The 18,551-nt window shown below is 66.2% G+C and carries 14 protein-coding genes and 1 pseudogene; 12 read left to right on the top strand and 3 right to left on the bottom strand.

The window, feature by feature from the left end:
* The first annotated feature begins 5 nt into the window (after positions 1-5).
* The 6 genes from AC5P7U_RS09865 to AC5P7U_RS09840 all read left to right on the top strand — a co-directional run bounded on the left by AC5P7U_RS09865 (position 6) and on the right by AC5P7U_RS09840 (position 9,044).
* Positions 6-491: a GNAT family N-acetyltransferase gene (locus AC5P7U_RS09865; protein ID WP_006452958.1), complete on the top strand. Its 486-nt coding sequence runs from the start codon at positions 6-8 to the stop codon at positions 489-491.
* Positions 488-1,444 carry an EF-P lysine aminoacylase EpmA gene (gene epmA / locus AC5P7U_RS09860; protein WP_006452957.1) on the top strand — a complete coding sequence of 319 codons (957 nt, stop codon included), beginning with the start codon at positions 488-490 and terminating at the stop codon, positions 1,442-1,444. Before AC5P7U_RS09865 ends, epmA begins: the two co-directional genes overlap by 4 nt.
* A 139-nt stretch (positions 1,445-1,583) precedes the next feature.
* Positions 1,584-2,312, top strand: coding sequence for a DUF3011 domain-containing protein (locus tag AC5P7U_RS09855; RefSeq protein WP_049458739.1), 729 nt, complete (start codon positions 1,584-1,586; stop codon positions 2,310-2,312).
* A gap of 47 nt (positions 2,313-2,359) precedes the next feature.
* Positions 2,360-3,424: an S-methyl-5-thioribose-1-phosphate isomerase gene (gene mtnA, locus AC5P7U_RS09850; RefSeq protein ID WP_197564966.1), complete on the top strand. Its 1,065-nt coding sequence runs from the start codon at positions 2,360-2,362 to the stop codon at positions 3,422-3,424.
* Between the two features lie 222 nt (positions 3,425-3,646).
* On the top strand, positions 3,647-6,361 hold the full coding sequence (gyrA, locus tag AC5P7U_RS09845) for a DNA gyrase subunit A (protein WP_197564967.1): 2,715 nt from the start codon (positions 3,647-3,649) through the stop codon (positions 6,359-6,361).
* A gap of 130 nt (positions 6,362-6,491) precedes the next feature.
* Positions 6,492-9,044, top strand: a complete 2,553-nt coding sequence (locus AC5P7U_RS09840) for a membrane-bound PQQ-dependent dehydrogenase, glucose/quinate/shikimate family (protein WP_006452946.1) — start codon at positions 6,492-6,494, stop codon at positions 9,042-9,044.
* Positions 9,045-9,051: 7 nt separating this feature from the next.
* Here the strand turns inward: AC5P7U_RS09840 and AC5P7U_RS09835 are convergent, their stop codons facing one another.
* Positions 9,052-10,041, bottom strand: a complete 990-nt coding sequence (locus AC5P7U_RS09835) for a zinc-dependent alcohol dehydrogenase family protein (RefSeq protein WP_495221041.1) — start codon at positions 10,039-10,041, stop codon at positions 9,052-9,054.
* Between the two features lie 118 nt (positions 10,042-10,159).
* On the opposite strand from AC5P7U_RS09835, the gene AC5P7U_RS09830 reads away from it, so the two are divergent.
* The 3 genes and pseudogenes from AC5P7U_RS09830 (at position 10,160) to AC5P7U_RS09820 (ending at position 13,011) form a co-directional block, all read left to right on the top strand.
* Positions 10,160-11,065: a LysR family transcriptional regulator gene (locus AC5P7U_RS09830; protein ID WP_495221040.1), complete on the top strand. Its 906-nt coding sequence runs from the start codon at positions 10,160-10,162 to the stop codon at positions 11,063-11,065.
* A 228-nt stretch (positions 11,066-11,293) separates the two neighbouring features.
* A pseudogene (locus AC5P7U_RS09825) lies at positions 11,294-12,724 on the top strand (serine hydrolase domain-containing protein).
* Between the two features lie 62 nt (positions 12,725-12,786).
* Positions 12,787-13,011, top strand: a complete 225-nt coding sequence (locus AC5P7U_RS09820; protein WP_152908755.1) for a hypothetical protein — start codon at positions 12,787-12,789, stop codon at positions 13,009-13,011.
* 12 nt (positions 13,012-13,023) lie between these two features.
* Here the strand turns inward: AC5P7U_RS09820 and AC5P7U_RS09815 are convergent, their stop codons facing one another.
* Positions 13,024-13,416 (bottom strand): DUF3037 domain-containing protein, encoded by a 393-nt coding sequence (locus AC5P7U_RS09815; RefSeq protein WP_164086323.1) that lies wholly within the window; start codon positions 13,414-13,416, stop codon positions 13,024-13,026.
* Entirely contained in the window at positions 13,394-14,170 is a 777-nt protein-coding gene (locus AC5P7U_RS09810; protein ID WP_285302568.1) for a HipA family kinase, read from the bottom strand. The genes AC5P7U_RS09815 and AC5P7U_RS09810 overlap by 23 nt, the downstream gene beginning before the upstream one ends.
* A gap of 458 nt (positions 14,171-14,628) precedes the next feature.
* On the opposite strand from AC5P7U_RS09810, the gene AC5P7U_RS09805 reads away from it, so the two are divergent.
* The 3 genes from AC5P7U_RS09805 to AC5P7U_RS09795 all read left to right on the top strand — a co-directional run bounded on the left by AC5P7U_RS09805 (position 14,629) and on the right by AC5P7U_RS09795 (position 18,467).
* A complete protein-coding gene (locus AC5P7U_RS09805; protein ID WP_006452927.1) occupies positions 14,629-14,958 on the top strand; it encodes a hypothetical protein in 330 nt (109 codons plus the stop codon).
* A gap of 169 nt (positions 14,959-15,127) precedes the next feature.
* Complete coding sequence (locus tag AC5P7U_RS09800; protein WP_495221039.1) at positions 15,128-17,590, top strand: S9 family peptidase; 2,463 nt, start codon at positions 15,128-15,130, stop codon at positions 17,588-17,590.
* 109 nt (positions 17,591-17,699) lie between these two features.
* Positions 17,700-18,467: a hypothetical protein gene (locus AC5P7U_RS09795; protein ID WP_197564449.1), complete on the top strand. Its 768-nt coding sequence runs from the start codon at positions 17,700-17,702 to the stop codon at positions 18,465-18,467.
* The last annotated feature ends 84 nt before the right edge of the window (positions 18,468-18,551 follow it).

Here is an 18,551-nt window from a genome sequence, read left to right as displayed (position 1 = left end):
CACCGATGCAGACCGCCCCGCTGGATTTCCGCCTGGCCACCCGCGCCGACGAGGAACGGTTGATCGCGTTGATGCGCGAGTTCTATGCCGAAGACAGGATCGACTTCGATGACGCGCGCGTGCGTCGCGGCGTGGATGCACTGCTGGCCGACCCGCGCAACGGCGAAGTGCTGCTGTGGTTGGACGAAGTGGCTGAAGTGGTGGGCTACGCGGTGATCGCGATGGGCTTCAGCCTGGAGCAGGGCGGCCACTTCATGCTGTTGGACGAGCTGTACCTGAGCCATCGCGCGCGCGGCCGTGGCCGTGGCAAGCAGGCGCTGGCCATCTGCGAACAGCGCGCCCGCGGGCGTGGCGTCAGCCGCCTGCGCCTGGAAGTGAACCACCACAACGAGCTGGCCCGCCGACTGTACCTGGCCAGCGGCTACATCGATGACACCCGTGACCTGCTGACCCTGCCGCTGGACCACCCGCGCCCGGAGGGCATTCTGTGAGCGCGGCCCTGCTGCGCACGCTGCAGCAGCGTGCCGCACTCAATGCACTGGTGCGTCGCTTCTTCGCCGAGCGCGATGTACTGGAGGTGGAAACGCCGATCCTCTCGGTGGCGGGCAACACCGAGCCGAACATCGACAGCTTCCATACCGATTTCAGCGGCCATGTCGATGCCGGTGGCCGTCGCCGCTGGCTGCGCACCTCGCCGGAGTACCCGCTCAAGCGGCTGCTGGCGGCGGGCGTGGGCGACTGCTATGAGCTGGGCCGGGTGTTCCGCAACGGCGAGGCCGGTGGCCGCCACAACCCGGAATTCACCATGCTGGAGTGGTACCGGGTGGGGTGGGACCACCACCGTCTGGTACAGGAAACCGCCGAGCTGGTCGGCCAGGCGCTGGCCCTGGTCGGGCGCAGCGCGTCGCTGCACGTGCTGAGCTACCGCGAGCTGTTCCAGCAGCGTGTGGGCGTGGACCCGTTCGACGCCGATGAGGCCGCACTGCGTGCCGCACTGGGCGACGTACATATCGATCCGGTCGGCCTGACCCGCGACGACTGGCTGGATCTGTTGATGACCCACCATATCCAGCCGCATTTCGATGACGCGGTGATGACCGTGGTGCATGACTGGCCCGCCAGCCAGGCCGCACTGGCGCGCATCCGCCCCGGCACGCCGCCGCTGGCTGAACGTTTCGAGTTGTACCTCGGGGCGGTCGAACTGGCCAACGGCTATCACGAACTGAACGATGCCCATGAACAGCGTGCGCGCTTCCAGCGTGACCTGCAGCGCCGGCATGAGCGCGGCCAGGTGCAGCCGGCGTTGGACGAGGCGTTGCTGGCCGCATTGCCGTCGATGCCGGCCTGTGCCGGCGTCGCCGTCGGTGTCGATCGCCTGCTGATGGCGATGAACCGCACGCCTTGCATTGCCGATGTGCTGGCCTACGACTTCGCCCATGCGTGAGTGCTGCGTTTTCCTGAACATCGAAGACTGAACGGATTGCCGCGTCAGCGCGCTTGCTTCGACAAGCAGGATGATGCTCTTATCACGGCAGATGCGAGACACTGGCATCGGAATTCGTCCACTCCAGTTGGGGAAGGCATTGGTCAAGTGGTTTGCGGTCGTCGCTGCACCGGTGTACTCCATCGCGCTCTGGGGTGCCTGGCTGCCGTCATCGGCGTCTGCGCAGCAGGTGGGCTACGACGATGCAGTGGTGACCTGCGAATCGCGTGACATGGCGTGGGTGCATTGCGATATCGATGTCAGCAACGGCGTCGACCTGGTCCGCCAGCTGTCCAATAACAGCTGCATCCGCGGCAGCGAATGGGGAACCGACCGCAGTGGCGTGTGGGTCACCCTGGGCTGCCGTGCCGAGTTCCGCGCCCGTCGCGCTGCCGGCGCCACGGCTGCGGCCACTGAAGGCAAGCGCCTGGTCCGTCGCGTGGTGCGGTGTGAATCCAACGGCCGCCCGCAGAGCTGCCCGGTGCGTCTGGACGGCGCCCCGGTACGCCTGCTGCGGCAGCTGTCGGCGCTGCCGTGCCGGGAAGGGCAGGGCTGGGGCTACAAGCGCAATGAAGTGTGGACCAGCCGCGGTTGCCAGGGCGATTTCGAAGTGGCCGATGATGAGGGTCGCTTCGTCGATGTGCCGCGCAGGTTGACCTGCGAATCCAAGTCGAAGAAGCGCCGCTTCTGCGGTGCCAGCATCTCGGTGGGGGCCGCCGTTTCCGAGCAGCTGTCCAGCACGCCCTGTGAGGAAGGCAGCACCTGGGGCTGGAACCGCAACGGGATCTGGGTGGATGGCGGCTGCCGTGCCGAATTCTCGGTGAATTGAGCCCGGGCAGGCTCCAACCCTGGAGGGCGTGGCCCTACAATGAGCCCATGAACACTGCCTCCGACATCGATTACGCCCGCTACGACCACATCCGCCCGATCCTGTGGACCGGCGATGCCCTGCAACTGCTGGACCAGCGCAAGCTGCCGTTCGTGGTCGAGCATGTGGTGTGCCATGACAGTGACGAGGTCGCCTCGGCCATCCACGCACTGACCGTGCGCGGTGCGCCGGCGATCGGCATCGCCGCGGCCTGGGGCGTGGTGCTGGCGGCGCGAGACGTGCAGGCGGCCGATGGCGCGCAGGCACTGCAGCAGCTGGAACCGGCGCTGCAACGGTTGAACGCTTCGCGTCCGACGGCGGTCAACCTGGCCTGGGCGCTGGCACGCATGCGCCGCTGCCTGGGCGCTGCCGGCCCGGAATGGAAGGTACTGCTGGCCGCGGAAGCGCAGGCCATCGCCGAGGAAGACCTGGCCGCCAACCGCCACATGGGGGCATTGGGCGCGGGCCTGATCGACGTTGGCAGCGGCGTGCTGACCCATTGCAACACCGGTTCGCTGGCCACCGCCGGTTTCGGTACCGCACTGGGTGTGATCCGTGCCGGCATGGCCCAGCACCGTATCGCCCGCGTCTTCGCCGGCGAGACCCGACCGTGGCTGCAGGGTGCGCGCCTGACCGTGTGGGAGCTGCAGCAGGATGGCATCGACGCCACGCTGATCGCCGACTCGGCGGCCTCGCATCTGATGAAGACCGGCGCCGTGCAGTGGGTGATCGTCGGCGCCGACCGCATCTGCGCCAATGGCGATACCGCCAACAAGATCGGCACCTACCAGCTGGCCATCGCGGCCCGCCACCACGGCGTCAGGTTCATGGTCGTGGCACCGTCTTCCACCGTGGACATGGAGACCGTGGATGGCAGCCAGATCGAGATCGAGCAGCGTGACCCGGGCGAGCTGTACGGCGTGGGCGGCACCCGCACCGTGGCCGAGGGCATTGCCGCCTGGAATCCGGTGTTCGACGTGACCCCGGGCGAACTGATCGACGCCATCGTGACCGAGCGCGGGGTGATCCTGAATCCGACCGTCGAGAACATGCGCGCCGCCTTCGGCGGTTGAAGGGCCGGGGGCGCCCCAGAGTGACCTGCGCCCCCGGCTCGTACCGGCCGGTGGCCGGCAGCAATCCCCTAAGTTCCTGATTTGTGCCGGTAAAATCCCCGTAAAGGGAGGCGGAAAACGGCCTGTTGTGGTAGTATCCACAGGTTGAATCGAGGTTCCGGCACGACCCCCTCCCGCAGAGGGCTGCGCCGGACTGGACCGCTACCAGACAACGGAACCCGAATGGCAGAAACCGCCAAGGAAATCATCCAGGTCAACCTGGAAGACGAGATGCGCAAGAGCTACCTCGATTACGCCATGAGCGTGATCGTGGGCCGCGCGCTCCCGGATGCGCGCGACGGCCTCAAGCCGGTGCATCGTCGCGTGCTGTTCGCGATGAACGAGTTGAACGCGCACAGCAACAAGCCCTACTTCAAGTCGGCGCGTATCGTCGGTGACGTCATCGGTAAGTACCACCCGCATGGCGATCAGTCGGTGTACGACACGCTGGTGCGCCTGGCACAGCCGTTCTCGCTGCGTTACATGCTGGTCGATGGCCAGGGTAACTTCGGTTCGATCGACGGCGATTCCGCCGCGGCGATGCGATACACCGAGGCGCGCATGTCGCGCCTGGCGCATGAGCTGATGGCGGACATCGACAAGGAAACCGTCGATTTCCAGCCCAACTACGACGAAAAGGAACTGGAGCCGACGGTCATGCCGACCCGGTTCCCGAACCTGCTGGTCAATGGTTCGGCCGGTATTGCGGTGGGCATGGCGACCAACATCCCGCCGCACAACCTGAGCGAATCGATCAACGCCTGCATCGCGCTGATCGACAACCCGGACATCGATGTCGACGGCCTGATGGAGTACATCCCGGGCCCGGACTTCCCGACCGCCGGCATCATCAACGGCACCGCCGGCATCGTCGCCGGCTACCGCACCGGCCGTGGCCGCGTGCGCATCCGTGCCAAGGCCGATATCGAAGTGGCCGACAACGGCCGCGAATCGATCATCGTCACTGAAATTCCTTACCAGGTGAACAAGGCGCGTCTGATCGAGAAGATCGCCGAGCTGGTCAAGGAAAAGAAGATCGAAGGCATCAGCGAGCTGCGCGATGAGTCCGATAAGGACGGCATGCGCATCTACATCGAGATCAAGCGCGGTGAATCTGCCGAGGTTGTGCTGAACAACCTGTACCAGCAGACGCAGATGGAGTCGGTGTTCGGCATCAACATGGTGGCGCTGGTCGATGGCCGCCCGCAGTTGATGAACCTCAAGCAGATGCTGGAGGCGTTCGTCCGCCACCGTCGCGAAGTGGTCACCCGGCGCACCGTGTTCGAGCTGCGCAAGGCGCGCGCCCGTGCCCACGTGCTGGAAGGCCTGACCGTCGCGCTGGCCAACATCGACGAGATGATCGAACTGATCAAGACCTCGCCGAACCCGAACGAAGCCCGCGAGCGCATGCTGGCACGCGTGTGGGAGCCGGGCCTGGTCGGTGCGATGCTGGGCGCCGCCGGTGCCGAAGCCTCGCGTCCGGAAGACCTGCCCAAGGGCGTGGGCCTGATCGAGGGCGGCTACCAGCTGACCGAAATCCAGGCCACCCAGATCCTGGAAATGCGCCTGCACCGCCTGACCGGGCTGGAGCAGGACCGCCTGACCGACGAGTACAAGCAGCTGCTGGAAGTGATCGCCGGGCTGATCCACATCCTGGAAGATCCCGACCGCCTGCTGCAGGTGATCCGCGAGGAACTGGTCAACGTCAAGGCCGAATTCGGCGACGAGCGTCGCACCGAGATCCGTCACAGCGAAGAAGACCTGGACATCCTCGACCTGATTGCGCCGGAAGACGTGGTGGTCACCGTGTCGCATGCCGGCTACGTGAAGCGCCAGCCGGTGAGCGTGTACCGCGCGCAGCGCCGTGGTGGCCGTGGCCGCAGTGCGGCGGCGACCAAGGAAGAGGATTTCATCGAACAGCTGTGGCTGGTCAACACGCATGACACGCTGCTGACCTTCACCAGTTCGGGCAAGGTGTTCTGGCTGCCGGTCTACCAGCTGCCGGAAGCCGGTTCCAACGCCCGTGGCCGCCCGATCATCAACTGGATCCCGCTGGAGCCGGGCGAGCGCGTGCAGGCCGTGTTGCCGGTGCGCGAATACGCCGATGGCCAGTTCGTGTTCTTCGCCACGAAGAACGGTACGGTCAAGAAGACCCCGCTGGGCGAGTTCGCCTTCCGTCTGGCCCGCGGCAAGATCGCGATCAACCTGGACGAGGGCGATGCGCTGGTCGGCGTCGGCCTGACCGACGGTGAGCGTGACATCCTGCTGTTCGCCTCCAACGGCAAGACCGTGCGCTTCGGCGAGGACAAGGTCCGCTCGATGGGCCGTACCGCGACCGGCGTGCGTGGCATCAAGATGCCGGCCGGCGAGGAAGTGGTCAGCCTGATCGTGGCCGAGAGTGCCGGCGGCAGCGAGGACGAGAACGAGGACGACAACGGTGTCGAGGACATCGCAGCCAATGGCGATGCGGTGATCGACGGCGCCGACGACGCCAGTGTGCAGTACATCCTCACCGCCACCGAGAACGGCTACGGCAAGCGCACCCCGCTGCCGGACTACCCGCGCAAGGGCCGTGGCACGCAGGGCGTGATCGGCATCCAGACCACCGAGCGCAACGGCAAGCTGGTGGCCGCGGTGCTGATGGGCTCCGGCGATGAAGTCCTGCTGATCTCCGATGGCGGCACCCTGGTGCGTACCCGTGGCTCGGAAATCAGCCGCGTCGGCCGCAACACCCAGGGCGTGACCCTGATCCGCCTGTCGAAGGACGAGAAGCTGCAGGCGGTGGAACGCATGGATGCCTCGATCGACGAGGACGAGGACGAGGTGGCCGCCGCCGCCCCGGCCGCGACCGACGGCATCCCGGCTGCTGCCAGCAGCGAGGACACCGCGCAGGAGTGATCCTGCCGCCAGCTTGAGGTACCCGACGACGCCGGCCCTGTGCCGGCGTCGTCGTATCCGGATGCCATACATACGCGCGCGCTTCACGTCGGCGGTGGGATAAGGGCGCATGCTGCCCCGGAGATCGACGATGTCCGCCACGCCGCAGTCTTCCTCCGCTCCTTCCTCCCGCCACCCGCTGGTCACCGTGCTGTCGCTGCTGCTGGTCGTGCTCGGCCTGGTCATCGGCGGGCTCGGCGCGTGGCTGCTCAGCCTCGGTGGCTCGGCCTACTATGCGATCGCAGGGTTCGGCCTGTTGGTCAGCGGCATTCTGTTGTTCGGCAACCGCCGCAGCGGTGCGCTGCTGTACGCGCTGGTGTTCCTCGGCACGCTGCTGTGGACCTGGTGGGAGTCGGGCAGTGACTACTGGCGCTGGGTGCCGCGTCTGGGCCTGGTAACCGCGCTGGGCATCGTGCTGGCACTGCTGGCGCCGACCCTGCGTACTCCAGTTCCCAAGCGGCTCTCGCGTGCGGTGGCCGCTGTGCTGATGCTGGTATTCGTGGCGGCCTTCGGCCTGGCCTTCGCACCGCACGGCGAAGTGGACGGGCACCTGCCATTCCCGGAAGGGGCAGCCAGTGCCGGCCTGGAGCCGACCCGCGACACCACCGGCCTGCAGCCGGCCGACCAGCCTGCCGAGGGCGACTGGCCGGCGTGGGGACGCAGCAACGCCGGCACCCGCTACTCGCCGCTGCAGCAGATCACGCCGGCCAACGTCGGCACGCTGCAGCTGGCCTGGCAGTTCCGGACCGGTGACCTGCCCAGGAAGCGCTGGGGCGCGGAAACCACACCACTGAAGATCGGCGACCGCCTGTACCTGTGCACCGCCCGCAACCGGCTGATCGCGCTTGATGCCGCCAGCGGCAAGGAGCTGTGGCGGTTCGATCCCAAAGTGAAGGATGCCTCGATCCCGTACACCGCCGCCTGTCGCGGTGTGAGTTACTACGAGCAACCGAGCGCACCGACTCTAGCCGATGCGGCACTGGCGGATGTCGCTGCCGATCTGGCACTGCCAGAGCCACCGCCCAGCGTGACCCGAAGTGCTGCGATGGGCAGCCATCCGGCCTGCTGGGCGCGCATCATCGAAGGCACGCTGGACGGCCGCCTTATCGCGGTGGATGCGGACAGCGGCCGGCCCTGCGCCAACTTCGGCAACAACGGCCAGGTCGACATCACCCTGGGCATGGGCGAGGTACCGCCGGGATACGTGTCGATCACTTCGCCACCGGCCATCGTGCGCGGGGTGATCGTCACCGGCCACCAAGTGCTGGACGGGCAGCGTCGCGATGCACCGTCCGGTGTGATCCAGGCCTACGACGCGATCACCGGAAAGCTGCGCTGGGCGTGGGACATGGACCAGCCCGATCGCAGCGGCCTGCCGCCGCGCGAACAGACCTATACGCGTGGCACGCCGAACATGTGGACCACCGCGACCGGTGACGAGGCATTGGGGCTGGTCTACCTGCCGCTGGGCAATTCGGCCGGCGACTACTGGAGTGGTTCGCGCACGGAAAACCAGAACCGCTACGCGACCTCGCTGGTGGCCATCGATGTGGCCACCGGCAAGCCGGCGTGGCATTTCCAGGCGGTACGCAAGGATGTCTGGGACTACGACCTGGGCTCGCAGGCCAGCCTGATCGACTATCCGACGGCAGCCGGCAAGGTGCCGGCGATCCTGCTGCCGACCAAGCAGGGCGACATCTACATCCTCGACCGCCGCAACGGCCAGCTGCTGAGCGCCGCCGAAGAGCGCAAGGTACCTGTCGGCGGTGTCGAGCCAGAACAGCGCTCACCCACCCAGCTGTTCTCGCTGTACCATACGCTGCGCCGCGAGCATGACCTGACCGAGCGCGACATGTGGGGGCTGACCCCGATCGACCAGCTGGTCTGCCGCATCCAGTTCCGCAAGGCGTACTACGAAGGCTTCTACACACCGCCGAGCAGTGATCGTCATTCCATCGAGTACCCCGGCTACAACGGCGGCTCGGACTGGGGCAGCGTGTCCATCGATACCCGTCGCGGCGTGGTCGTGGCCAACTACAACGACATGCCCAACTACAACCGGCTGGTGCCGCGTGCCGAGGCCGACCGGCTGGGTTGGCTGCCACGCGAGAAGATCCGGTTCGACAAGGGCGGCGCCGAAGGTGCGGGCGACCCGCAGGTGGGCACGCCGTACGCCATCCAGGTCAATGCCGGCTGGCGGCTGCCGTTCACCGGTTTGCTCTGCAAGCAACCCCCGTATGGCGGCATCCGGGCCATCGACCTGCGCACCGGCAAGCTGCTGTGGGACCGACCGTTCGGCAGCGCCCGTGGCAATGGACCGTTCGGCATCCGTTCGGGCCTGCCGATCGAGATCGGCACGCCCAACAACGGCGGTTCGGTGGTGACCGCCAGTGGCCTGATCTTCATCGCTGCCGCCACCGATGACCTGTTGCGTGCCATCGACCTGAAGACCGGCAAGGAACTGTGGCATGCCAAGCTGCCGGCGGGCGGGCAGGCCAACCCGATGGTGTACGAGCAGGGCGGGCGCCAGTACGTGGTGATGATGGCCGGCGGCCACCATTTCATGGAAACCCCGAGCGGCGATTACGTGATGGCCTATGCGCTGCCGGAACCGGGGCGGCCGGTCGCCGCCCGCGCTCCCTGATGATCGATCAAACCGTCACTACCACCTTGCCGATCTGCTCGTTCGATTCCAGGTAACGATGTGCGTCCTGGATCTGCGCGAACGGGAACACTCTGGCAATCTTCGGCACCAGCGTGCCCTTGTCCAGGCCATCGACGATGAACGCCTTGGCACGGGTCAGCGCCGCATCATCAGAGACGATTTCCGAATACAGATAGCCCTTCAACGTGAGCGATTTGCCCAACACGTTGAACAATGGGAACGGCGTGGGTTCGCTGCTCAGCGCGCCGTACTCCAGCAGGATGCCGCCACGCGCCATCGCTTCGGTCAGCGGCACGAACTGCGGGCCACCGATCGGATCGAACACCACGCGGGCACCGGCGCCATTGGTGATGCGCGCTACTTCGGCCACCAGATCCTGTTCCTCGGTGGCAATGACATGGGCGGCACCGGCATCGAGCAGGGCCTGGCGCTTGCCCGGGCCACGCGTGACCGCAATGGGCGTGGCGCCTACGGCATTGGCGATCTGGATGGCGGCCAGGCCAACGCTGCTGCTGGCGGCGGTGATGATGACGAAATCCCCGGTAGCCAGATGTGCCTGCTCCAGCAGCGCACCCCAGGCGGTGACGTACTGCATCCACACCGCGGCGGCCGTTTCAAAGTCCAGTGCCTGCGGATGTTTGACCACCAGCCGCGCCGGCACATTGGCCAGCTCGCCGTAGGTGCCCCAGCGGGCGATATCCAGCGGCGGGACCACGCTGACCGCATCGCCTGCAGCGAAGCCGCTCACTGCACTGCCGATGGCTTCAACAACGCCGGCCGCCTCGTAGCCAAGACGGCTGGGGAACTGCGCTTGCTGCAGGTAGGCACCGTTGCGGAACATCACCTCGGCGCGGTTCAGGCCGATGGCCTTGACCCGGATCTGGACTTCGTCGGCGGCGGGGGCGGGAACGTCGATGTCGTCGATGCGCAGTGCATCGGCATTGCCATACTCGTGGATGCGGACAACCTGACTCATGGGGGCTCCAGTGAGGGGCCGGCGGTCGGGCCGGCGGGGAAGTGACGGCCACTATGCACGTGGCCTGCGTCCAGAATAAGAGGTAATCTGGCATTTCATTGGAAATAATCTGTTTGCAATGGACCTGGTCGTTCCCCTCCGGACCTTCGCCAAGGTGGCAGAAGTCGGCTCCTTCGCCGCCGCTGCCGCCGCGTTGGACCTGTCGCCGCAACTGGTCGGCAAGCACATCCAGGCGCTGGAGCAGCACCTGGGCGTGCGCCTGCTCAACCGCACCACGCGCAAGCAGAGCCTGACCGACTTCGGCCAGGCCTTCCTGGCGCGGGCGCGGGTGATCCTTGAAGAGGTGGAGGGCGCCGAGCAGCTGGCCGAGGTGGCACGCGGCCGGCCGATGGGGCGTCTGCGCATCAGCGCACCGGTCACCTTCGGCGTGCATGCGCTGGGCCCGGTGGTGGTGGCCTACATGCAGGACTACCCGGACGTGCAGGTCGATCTGAACCTGTCCAACAGCCTGGTCAACATCGTCGAAGACGGCTACGACCTGGTGTTCCGCACCGGTGACCTGGCCGACAGTGGATTGGTGGCGCGACGGCTGGGGCCGTATCCGCTGGTGCTGTGCGCATCGCCGGCATACTTGGCCTCGCGCCCGGCCATTGTCCATCCAACCGATCTGAGCCGTCACGAGTGCCTGGGCTTCGCGCATTCGATCATCCGCACGCGCTGGAGCTTCCGCGATCCCGAGGGCCGCGTGCTGACCGTGCCGGTGTCCAGCCGCTTCATGGTCAACCAGGCCGAGCCACTGCTGACGGCGGCCGTCGGCGGGCTGGGGCTGATCCTGCAGCCCTACGAAATGCTCTCGGCGGCGCTCGCACGCGGTGATCTGGTGGAAGTGCTGCCGACGTTCGAGCCGGTGTCGACCTGGATCCATCTGCTGTACCCGCGCGACCGCCAGGTGACGCCCAAGCTGCGCAGCTTCGTGGATTTCTGCGTGGCGCGGTTCAGCGAGCAGAGCATGGCGCGGCGGTAGCGCGGCCATCGGTCAGCATTGTTCCTGTCTACTGCGAAGGATCACGCCCTCACGCCACTTCAGGGCCGCAACGTGTTGTGCGCTTTCCACCCAACGCGCTGAGTGGATGGCAGCGCATAGAAGCATTCAACGTCACCGCTGAAGTGTTGTGGCAGAGTCCCTGGCGTGGATGCGGCGGGCCGATCCATCGTCTAGGATGCGTCCAGGGATACCTGCAAAGGAACTGCCATGAGGGCAGTTGGACGCCTGGTTCTCTGCAATGCGCTGGCCTGCGTGGTCCTGGTGACCGCCTCGGCTTCTCCGGCGGTTGCCGCAACATCTTTCGAGCATTCGCATCCACGTGCGCAGAATGTCATCGATGACTGGCTTGCGGCCTTCAATGCGGGCAGCCTCGAGGGTCTGCAGGCATTCGCCGACAGATATGCGAAGCAGGAGGGCAGCACTCCCAGGGACTATCTCGAGTTCCGCGAGAGCACAGGCCCGCTGAGCATTCTGGAAACACTCGAGAGCGCGTCCAGCCGGGCGAGGCTGTTGGTGATGGGCCAGTTGAACGAGCGCGCGATGCGGGTGACGGCCGTCATGGATCCGGCCAATCCTGCGCACGTGAAGCAGTTCCAGATTGAGGGCGCTGAAACGCCGGAAAAGTACAAGCCAGCGCGGGTGGCTTTGCCTGTCCTGATGGCCGAAACTGCGGCAAAACTCGAGGCGCTGCGGGCGCGGGACGCGCTGTCGGGGGCGCTGCAGGTGGTGCAGAACGGCCAGGTGCTGCTGGACTGGCGCGGTGGCGATGCCGATCGCACCGCTGGCATTCCAGTGGGCGTGGGTACGCAGTTCCGCCTTGCGTCCTCCAACAAGATGTTCACCGCAGTGGCCATTCTGCAGCTGGTGCAGGATGGCAGGCTCAGTCTCGATGACACGATCGGCAAGCACCTGCCGGGCTATCCGAACAGGGCCGTCGCCAACAACGTGACCGTACGTCATCTGCTGTCACATACCAGTGGCCTGGGTGATTTCTTCGGCGATGATTTCGAACAGTATTCTGCGTCGCTGAAGACGCTGGATGACTACGTGCAGCGCTTTGCCAAGGATGCGCCGCAGTTCGCGCCCGGCAGCCAGGACAGTTATTCGAACTACGGCTTCATCGTACTGGGGCGTATCATCGAAGCGGATTCAGGGCAGTCGTACTACGTCTATGTGCAGGACCGCATCCTGCGCCCGGCAGGTATGACCGGCACCGGCTTCGAGCCGGAAACAGTGAGCGTTCCGCAGCGTGCCGTCGCCTACACGAAGCAGGATGGGTAATGGGTCCGTGAAACGAAGTCGCTGCCCTGGCGTGGCATGTCAGCCGGTGGTGGCTACAGCACGGTAAGCGACATGGTGGCGTTTGCCGAGGCATTGCGTAGTGGAAAGCTGGTCTCACCTGTATTGCTGCAACAGGCCACCACGGCGCAGAACCACAAGGGCTGGTACGGATTCGGCTTCGTGGTGCAGGGCGAGGGCAGGGAACACCAGTACGGCCACGAAGGCGGTGCGCCCGGATCCAACAGTGCCATCGTGGTGCTGCCCGCGCAGGGCTGTGTGATCGTTGGCCTGGCCAATGTCGATCCGGATGCGATCGGCAACGTGGTCAACTACATCGCGCGAAGAGTGCCGCTGTAGGCCCGAGCGACTGTGCTGCAGTGATGTTGACGCTGGGGCAGGTGGCGGACCAGAATCGGTCCATGAGCCGATTCCTTCCCGTGGTGTGTCTGGTCGCCAGCATGGTACTCCTGCTGCGCGGAATGCAGGTGATACTCAAGGGTGTCCCGGCGATGGCCAGCGAAGGTGCCAGCGCTGCGTATGCACAAGGCTACCTGCATGGACAGGCGGCAGCCGGGTGGGTGTTGATTGCTGCTGCAGCAGCCTGTGCGCTCATTGCCTGGCAGAGGGTGCGCGCGAAGAAGTGAGAGACGGCCGCATCAGCGCGGTGCCCGCACCATCTTCGTCATCAGGTGTTCCACCACCCCCGCAGGATCGGCAGTACGACCCACATGCGTGCTCGACATCTGCACGATCGAGCTGCGCTTGGCGGTGAGGAAATGGAAGCGCGCGCGTGCCGGCAGCTGCGCGATCGGCCCGGCGCTGGCGTCGCCACGGCAGATCGCCACGATCGCATCCAGCCACGGCTGCAGCGCCTCCTGGTCCAGCGCCGGGGCGAACGCGTGCAGGCGTGCCGGATCGATCTCGATGGCCGCTTCCAGATGACGCGCGCCGGGGCAGGACACGATCACCCCGACGTTGATGAACTCTTCGCGTTCCACCCGCGGCACCACGCGGATGACCGCGTAGTCATACGTGTGCAGCGTGGGCACGGATGGCCTCCTGCACGAACACCGCACGCACCTTCAGGCGGTGCTTGAGATAGTCGATGTAGCCCTGGCGATAGGCCTGCGGGCTGTCGAATGCCGGCTCGTTGACCAGCCAGCTGTCGGGCACCAGGCCGACGATGCGCTCGATCTCGGCATCGGTCAGGCGGGCGGCCAGCTCGGCATCCACCTCGGCGATGCGGTTGGCGAACGACAGCAGCACATGGTCGCGGATCAGCACGAAGGGTTTCTCGCAGGCATCGCCGGCATTGGCCCAATCGTGATGGAAGTACATCGCCGCACCGTGGTCGATCAGGTACAGCTTTCGATGCCACACCATCAGATTGGGATTGCGCGTGGTGCGGTCGACATTGCTGGTGAACGCATCGAACCAGACAATGCGCGAGGCCAGGTCGGCATCCACGGGCATTGCCGCCGGATCGTAGTTGATCGCGCCGGGCAGGTAGTCCAGGCCCAGGTTCAGGCCCTCGCTGGCACGGATCAGTTCCTGGATCTCCGGGTCCGGCTCGGTGCGGGCGAATTCGCGGTCCAGTTCGACGAACAGGATCTCCGGAATCGGCAGGCCCAGCGTGCGCGCCATCTCGCCGGCAATCAGCTCGGCGATCAACGCCTTCGGTCCCTGGCCGGCACCACGGAATTTCAGCACGGCCATGCCGTCGTCGTCGGTCTCGACCACGGCGGGCAGGGAGCCACCTTCCCGCAGCGGGGTGATGTAGCGGAGGGCATGTACGGTGCGCATGCGCGCATTCTAGCGTGGCGCCGCGGGAGACGCGCCGCAGCGGAACGACGCGCCAGCTTAATGAACGGGCACCGCGCGAACCGCCTTGTATGGGCCGCCGGCAATCTTCACTTCTTCCTTCCGCGCGCAGTGGCAGCATTCGTTCCAACGGAGCAACACGCCCGCGTGTGACCTTCAACAGGAGGCCGTCATGCCGCTACAGTGCAGCTGTCACGCTTCACCTTGCATGCAACGCAACGCGTGGTGTTGACCTTGGCCTGACACGGTCACGGCACCGGCACGGATGGCCGCCCCCGCAGCTGCAGACACCGTTCACACCTCGCGCCCCCGGCGTTGCCCGGTGGGTCCTGCGATCCAGAGAGTTGCGCCCCGAGATGAATCCCTGCGTTGCCGCCGGCAGTGGCAACGTGGGCGGCCGCCGAATCCACGATGTCCCCACAGGCTTTGGAGGTGCACCGATGAGCGACGAATTCAATCCCATGTTGCCGCCCCTGGACGATGCCAAGGCCGAGGAAATGATCGGCAAGCTCGTGCTGGTCGGTGTCACCCGCTATGGTGGCGACGGCCAGGTGCAGGGTCTGGAACAGTACGCGGGCACCGTGCTGCGCATCAGTGCCGACGAAGGCGTGGTGCTGGCCGATGAAGATGATGGTCATGAGCGCTACCTGCCACCGATGCTCGACCAGTACCAGCGAGCCGAGCCCGGTGAGTACCGGATGCGGAACAGCGGCATGATCGTGGTCGACCCGGACTACCTGGCCACCTGGGACCTGCACGCGCAGCAGTGATGACAGGCCACGCCTGGCAGGTACCGGACCGTTTCCGGCCTGACCGGGCGTGGCTCACTTTGCCCCATCCGGCCACTAGTCCTTCCGGCCCATTCACTACAGCCCCTGCGGTGCTAGATTCGGGCCCTTGCCCGTCCTCGGGCACCCATTCACACCCCAGGGGATAAGGATGCTGATCCGTCGAACCTCTCTGGCGGCGGCCGTTGCCGTTGCCACCGTCGGCCTGCTGGCCGCTGGCCCGGCGCTTGCCGACTACGCGAAGCCGCCGGAACACCTGCTCAAGGTGCTGAAGGCACCGCCTCCGCCGGCGCCGAACGTGGCACCGGGTGGCCAGCGCCTGCTGCTGACCACCGCGCAGACCTATCCGTCGATCAGCCGCGTGGCCCAGCCCTATCTGAAGCTGGCCGGCGTGCGCCTGGAGCCGAAGAACCGCAGCCGCCATGACACCCCCGGCGGCTATGGCATTCCGGCCTGCGTGGCCGACTTCACCCTGGTCGATATCGGCAGCGGCAAGGAAACCAAGGTGAACCTGCCGCAGGGCTGCGCCACCGGCGCGCTGTGGTCGGCCGATGGCAGCCACTTCGCCTTCCAGAATGCGGTCGACACCAGCGTGCAGCTGTGGGTGGGCGATGCCGCCACCGGCCAGGTGAAGCAGGTGCCGAACGTGCAGCTGAACCCGATCTTCGGCAACACCGTGCAGTGGCTGGGCGGCAGCCAGAACCTGCTGGTGAAGCTGGTGCCGGCCAACCAGGGCCCGGCGCCGTCCAATGGCGGCGTGCCGACCGGCCCGGATGCGCAGGAATCGCTGGGCAGCAGCGGCGAGAGCAGCACCTATGAAGCGCGCGACACGCTCACCAGCGTGCATGACGAAAAGCTGTTCGCCTACTACGGCGCCTCGCAGCTGGCAGTGGTCGATACCGCGGCTGGCAGCGTGCGCCCGGTCGGGCAGCCGGCGCTGTTCAACGAGGTCAGCGCCGCGCCCGATGGCGTGCATGTGCTGACCGAGTCGATCAAGGCTCCGTATTCGCATGCGGTGACCTACCAGCGCTTCGCCAACGACGTGGCGGTGCTGGACATCACCAGCGGCAAGGCCACCCCGATCGCCAGCCTGCCGCTGGCCGACCGTGTGCCGGTTCACGGCGTGCCGGAAGGCCCGCGCGGTTTCGACTGGCGTGCTACCGACCCGGCCACCCTGGTCTATGCCGAAGCGCTGGACAAGGGCGACTGGAAGGTCAACGTGCCGCACCGTGATCGCGTGCTGATGCTGAAGGCCCCGTTCAACGGCAAGCCGACCGAAATCACCCGCACCGCGCAGCGTTTCGAAGGCTTCGCGTGGACCGCCGATGCGGCTGTGGCCTTCCAGTACGAGAACGACGAGAACCGCCACTGGATGCAGACCCGCATCGTCGATGTGGACCAGCCGAAGAAGGAAGGCCGCCTGCTGTGGGACATGTCCAGCGATGAGCTGTATGGCAACCCCGGCAACCTGGTCTTCACCCGCCTGCCGAATGGCGCGCAGGTCGTGCGTCGTGAAGGCAACCATGTATTCCTCAGCGGCCGTGGCGCTTCACCGCAGGGCGACCGCCCGTTCCTCGACCGCCTGGACCTGGGCACGCTGAAGAGCGAGCGCCTGTTCCGCAGCAGTGCCGATGCCTACGAGCAGTTCCTCGGTTTCAGCGCCACGCCGGGCCGCTACCTGACCTGGCACCAGTCGGTGATCGATCCGCCGAACGCCTTCATCCGCCAGCAGGGTGAGGCGGTGGCCGATGCGAAGGCCGGCGAGGCGCAGTTCGCCTCCAGCGCCACTGCGCTGACCAGACTGGTCGACCCGACCCCGGAAGTTCGCCAGATCAAGAAGCAGCTGGTGACCTACAAGCGTGCCGATGGCGTGGACCTGTCGTTCACCCTGTACACGCCGCCGGGCTACAAGGAAGGCCAGCGCGTGCCGGCGATCCTGTACGCCTACCCGGCCGACTTCGCCAACGCCGCGCAGGCCGGCCAGGTGTCCGGCTCGCAGCAGACCTTCACCCGCCTGCAGCCTTACCGCCTGATGCTGCTGGCCGGCTACGCGATCATCGACAACGCCTCGTTCCCGATCGTGGGCGACCCGAAGAATGCCTATGACACCTACCTGGAGCAGCTGGAAGCCGACGCCAAGGCGGCGGTGGACAAGGCGGTGGACATGGGCGTGGTTGACCGTAACCGCATCGGCGTGACCGGTCACAGCCACGGTGGCCTGATGACCGCCAACCTGATCGCGCACACCAACCTGTTCAAGGCCGGCGTGGCCACCAGCGGTTCGTACAACAAGACCTTCACCCCGTTCGGCTTCCAGAACGAGCGCCGCTCGGTGTGGCAGGCGCAGGACGTGTACCTGAAGGCCTCGCCGTTCTTCTACGCCGACAAGATCAAGCTGCCGCTGCTGCTGGTCCACGGCGAGGATGACGCCAACCCGGGTACCGAGCCGTTCGAGTCGCGCAAGCTGTACCAGGCCATCCGTGGCAACGGCGGTACCACCCGCCTGGTGATGCTGCCGAACGAACCGCACTGGTACACCGCGCTGGAATCGAACGAGCAGCTGGTGTCGGAAATGCTGAACTGGTTCGACACCTACGTGAAGAATGCCAAGTAGCGTCGAGCCTGCTCGACGGCGTTGCAGAAGGCCGCCTCCGGGCGACCTTCTGCATCCGGTGGAACCGGTCCTACGCTGAGCTGCTGTTTGAAAGGGATGGGGAGGCCTCATGAAGACTGGATTGCTGGCACTGGCTGCGCTGTTGGTCTCTCCGGTTGCCATGGCGGTCCCGCCACGGATGAGCGTGCACGTGACGTACGACTGGTCTGGCTGGGGTTCGGTATCGGAGCGCTGGCTCATCCAGCGCGATGCCTATGGCATGACCACCCGTGTGCAGGTGGTGGATGCGCCTGACGTGAAGGCGCGCCTGCCTGAGCTGCTGCCGGTCGACGCCATGGCGGCCTTCGAGGCCGCGCTGCAGGCAGCACCACTGACCCGGGAAGCCACAGTGAATCTGATCAGTTCGCGGCTCGACCGGGCCGCGATACTGGCGCTGGACCCGGGGCTGCGCAGCCTGCAGCCGGGCGCATGCTCGTTCGTCCAGCAGCGTGCGTTCGCCCGCCAGGCGCTGGCCACCTTGAGCCTGCAGGCACGTGTCGCACGCCATTTTGAAGGTCTCTGGACCGACGATTACCCGATGATGACCGTGGTGGTGACCCGGCCGGGACGCCCGGATGTCGTACTGGTATCGACATCGCAGGTGACGATGATGCTGCCCTGGAAGCGCCTGCCGTCGGCGGAGTTCGATCAACAGGTGTTGGCCGGCGCGCAGGAAGAGTGGCGCCCGGCATTGAGCGAAGCGGTGAATGCGCTGTTGCCGGAAGGCGACGCGACGCGCAGTCGATTCCAGATGGGGTGGCTGCAGGACCGGTTGCGCAGTGACCTCGCACTGGAGTCGCTGGGCTGTGGTGCCTGGCGCAGGCAGCGTGCAGGGTGATCGATCAGGCGTGCACTGCAATCAACTGTGGAGGCTCGGTAACGGCGTGTTACCGGCACATTCCCGCGTCAGGCAAATGAGCTA

Source organism: Stenotrophomonas sp. YJH_SMC_57, from assembly GCF_059369755.1.
This window is presented reverse-complemented; position numbering and strand designations above follow the sequence as displayed.

Excerpts from the sequence above, each read along its gene's own strand:
- gyrA (WP_197564967.1), top strand. The coding sequence starts at position 3,647 with ATGGCAGAAACCGCCAAGGAAATCATCCAGGTCAACCTGGAAGACGAG.
- mtnA (WP_197564966.1), top strand. The coding sequence starts at position 2,360 with ATGAACACTGCCTCCGACATCGATTACGCCCGCTACGACCACATCCGC.
- AC5P7U_RS09830 (WP_495221040.1), top strand. The coding sequence starts at position 10,160 with ATGGACCTGGTCGTTCCCCTCCGGACCTTCGCCAAGGTGGCAGAAGTC.
- AC5P7U_RS09795 (WP_197564449.1), top strand. The coding sequence starts at position 17,700 with ATGAAGACTGGATTGCTGGCACTGGCTGCGCTGTTGGTCTCTCCGGTT.
- AC5P7U_RS09865 (WP_006452958.1), top strand. The coding sequence starts at position 6 with ATGCAGACCGCCCCGCTGGATTTCCGCCTGGCCACCCGCGCCGACGAG.
- AC5P7U_RS09805 (WP_006452927.1), top strand. The coding sequence starts at position 14,629 with ATGAGCGACGAATTCAATCCCATGTTGCCGCCCCTGGACGATGCCAAG.
- AC5P7U_RS09800 (WP_495221039.1), top strand. The coding sequence starts at position 15,128 with ATGCTGATCCGTCGAACCTCTCTGGCGGCGGCCGTTGCCGTTGCCACC.
- AC5P7U_RS09810 (WP_285302568.1), bottom strand. The coding sequence starts at position 14,170 with ATGCGCACCGTACATGCCCTCCGCTACATCACCCCGCTGCGGGAAGGT.
- AC5P7U_RS09835 (WP_495221041.1), bottom strand. The coding sequence starts at position 10,041 with ATGAGTCAGGTTGTCCGCATCCACGAGTATGGCAATGCCGATGCACTG.
- AC5P7U_RS09820 (WP_152908755.1), top strand. The coding sequence starts at position 12,787 with ATGAGCCGATTCCTTCCCGTGGTGTGTCTGGTCGCCAGCATGGTACTC.
- AC5P7U_RS09840 (WP_006452946.1), top strand. The coding sequence starts at position 6,492 with ATGTCCGCCACGCCGCAGTCTTCCTCCGCTCCTTCCTCCCGCCACCCG.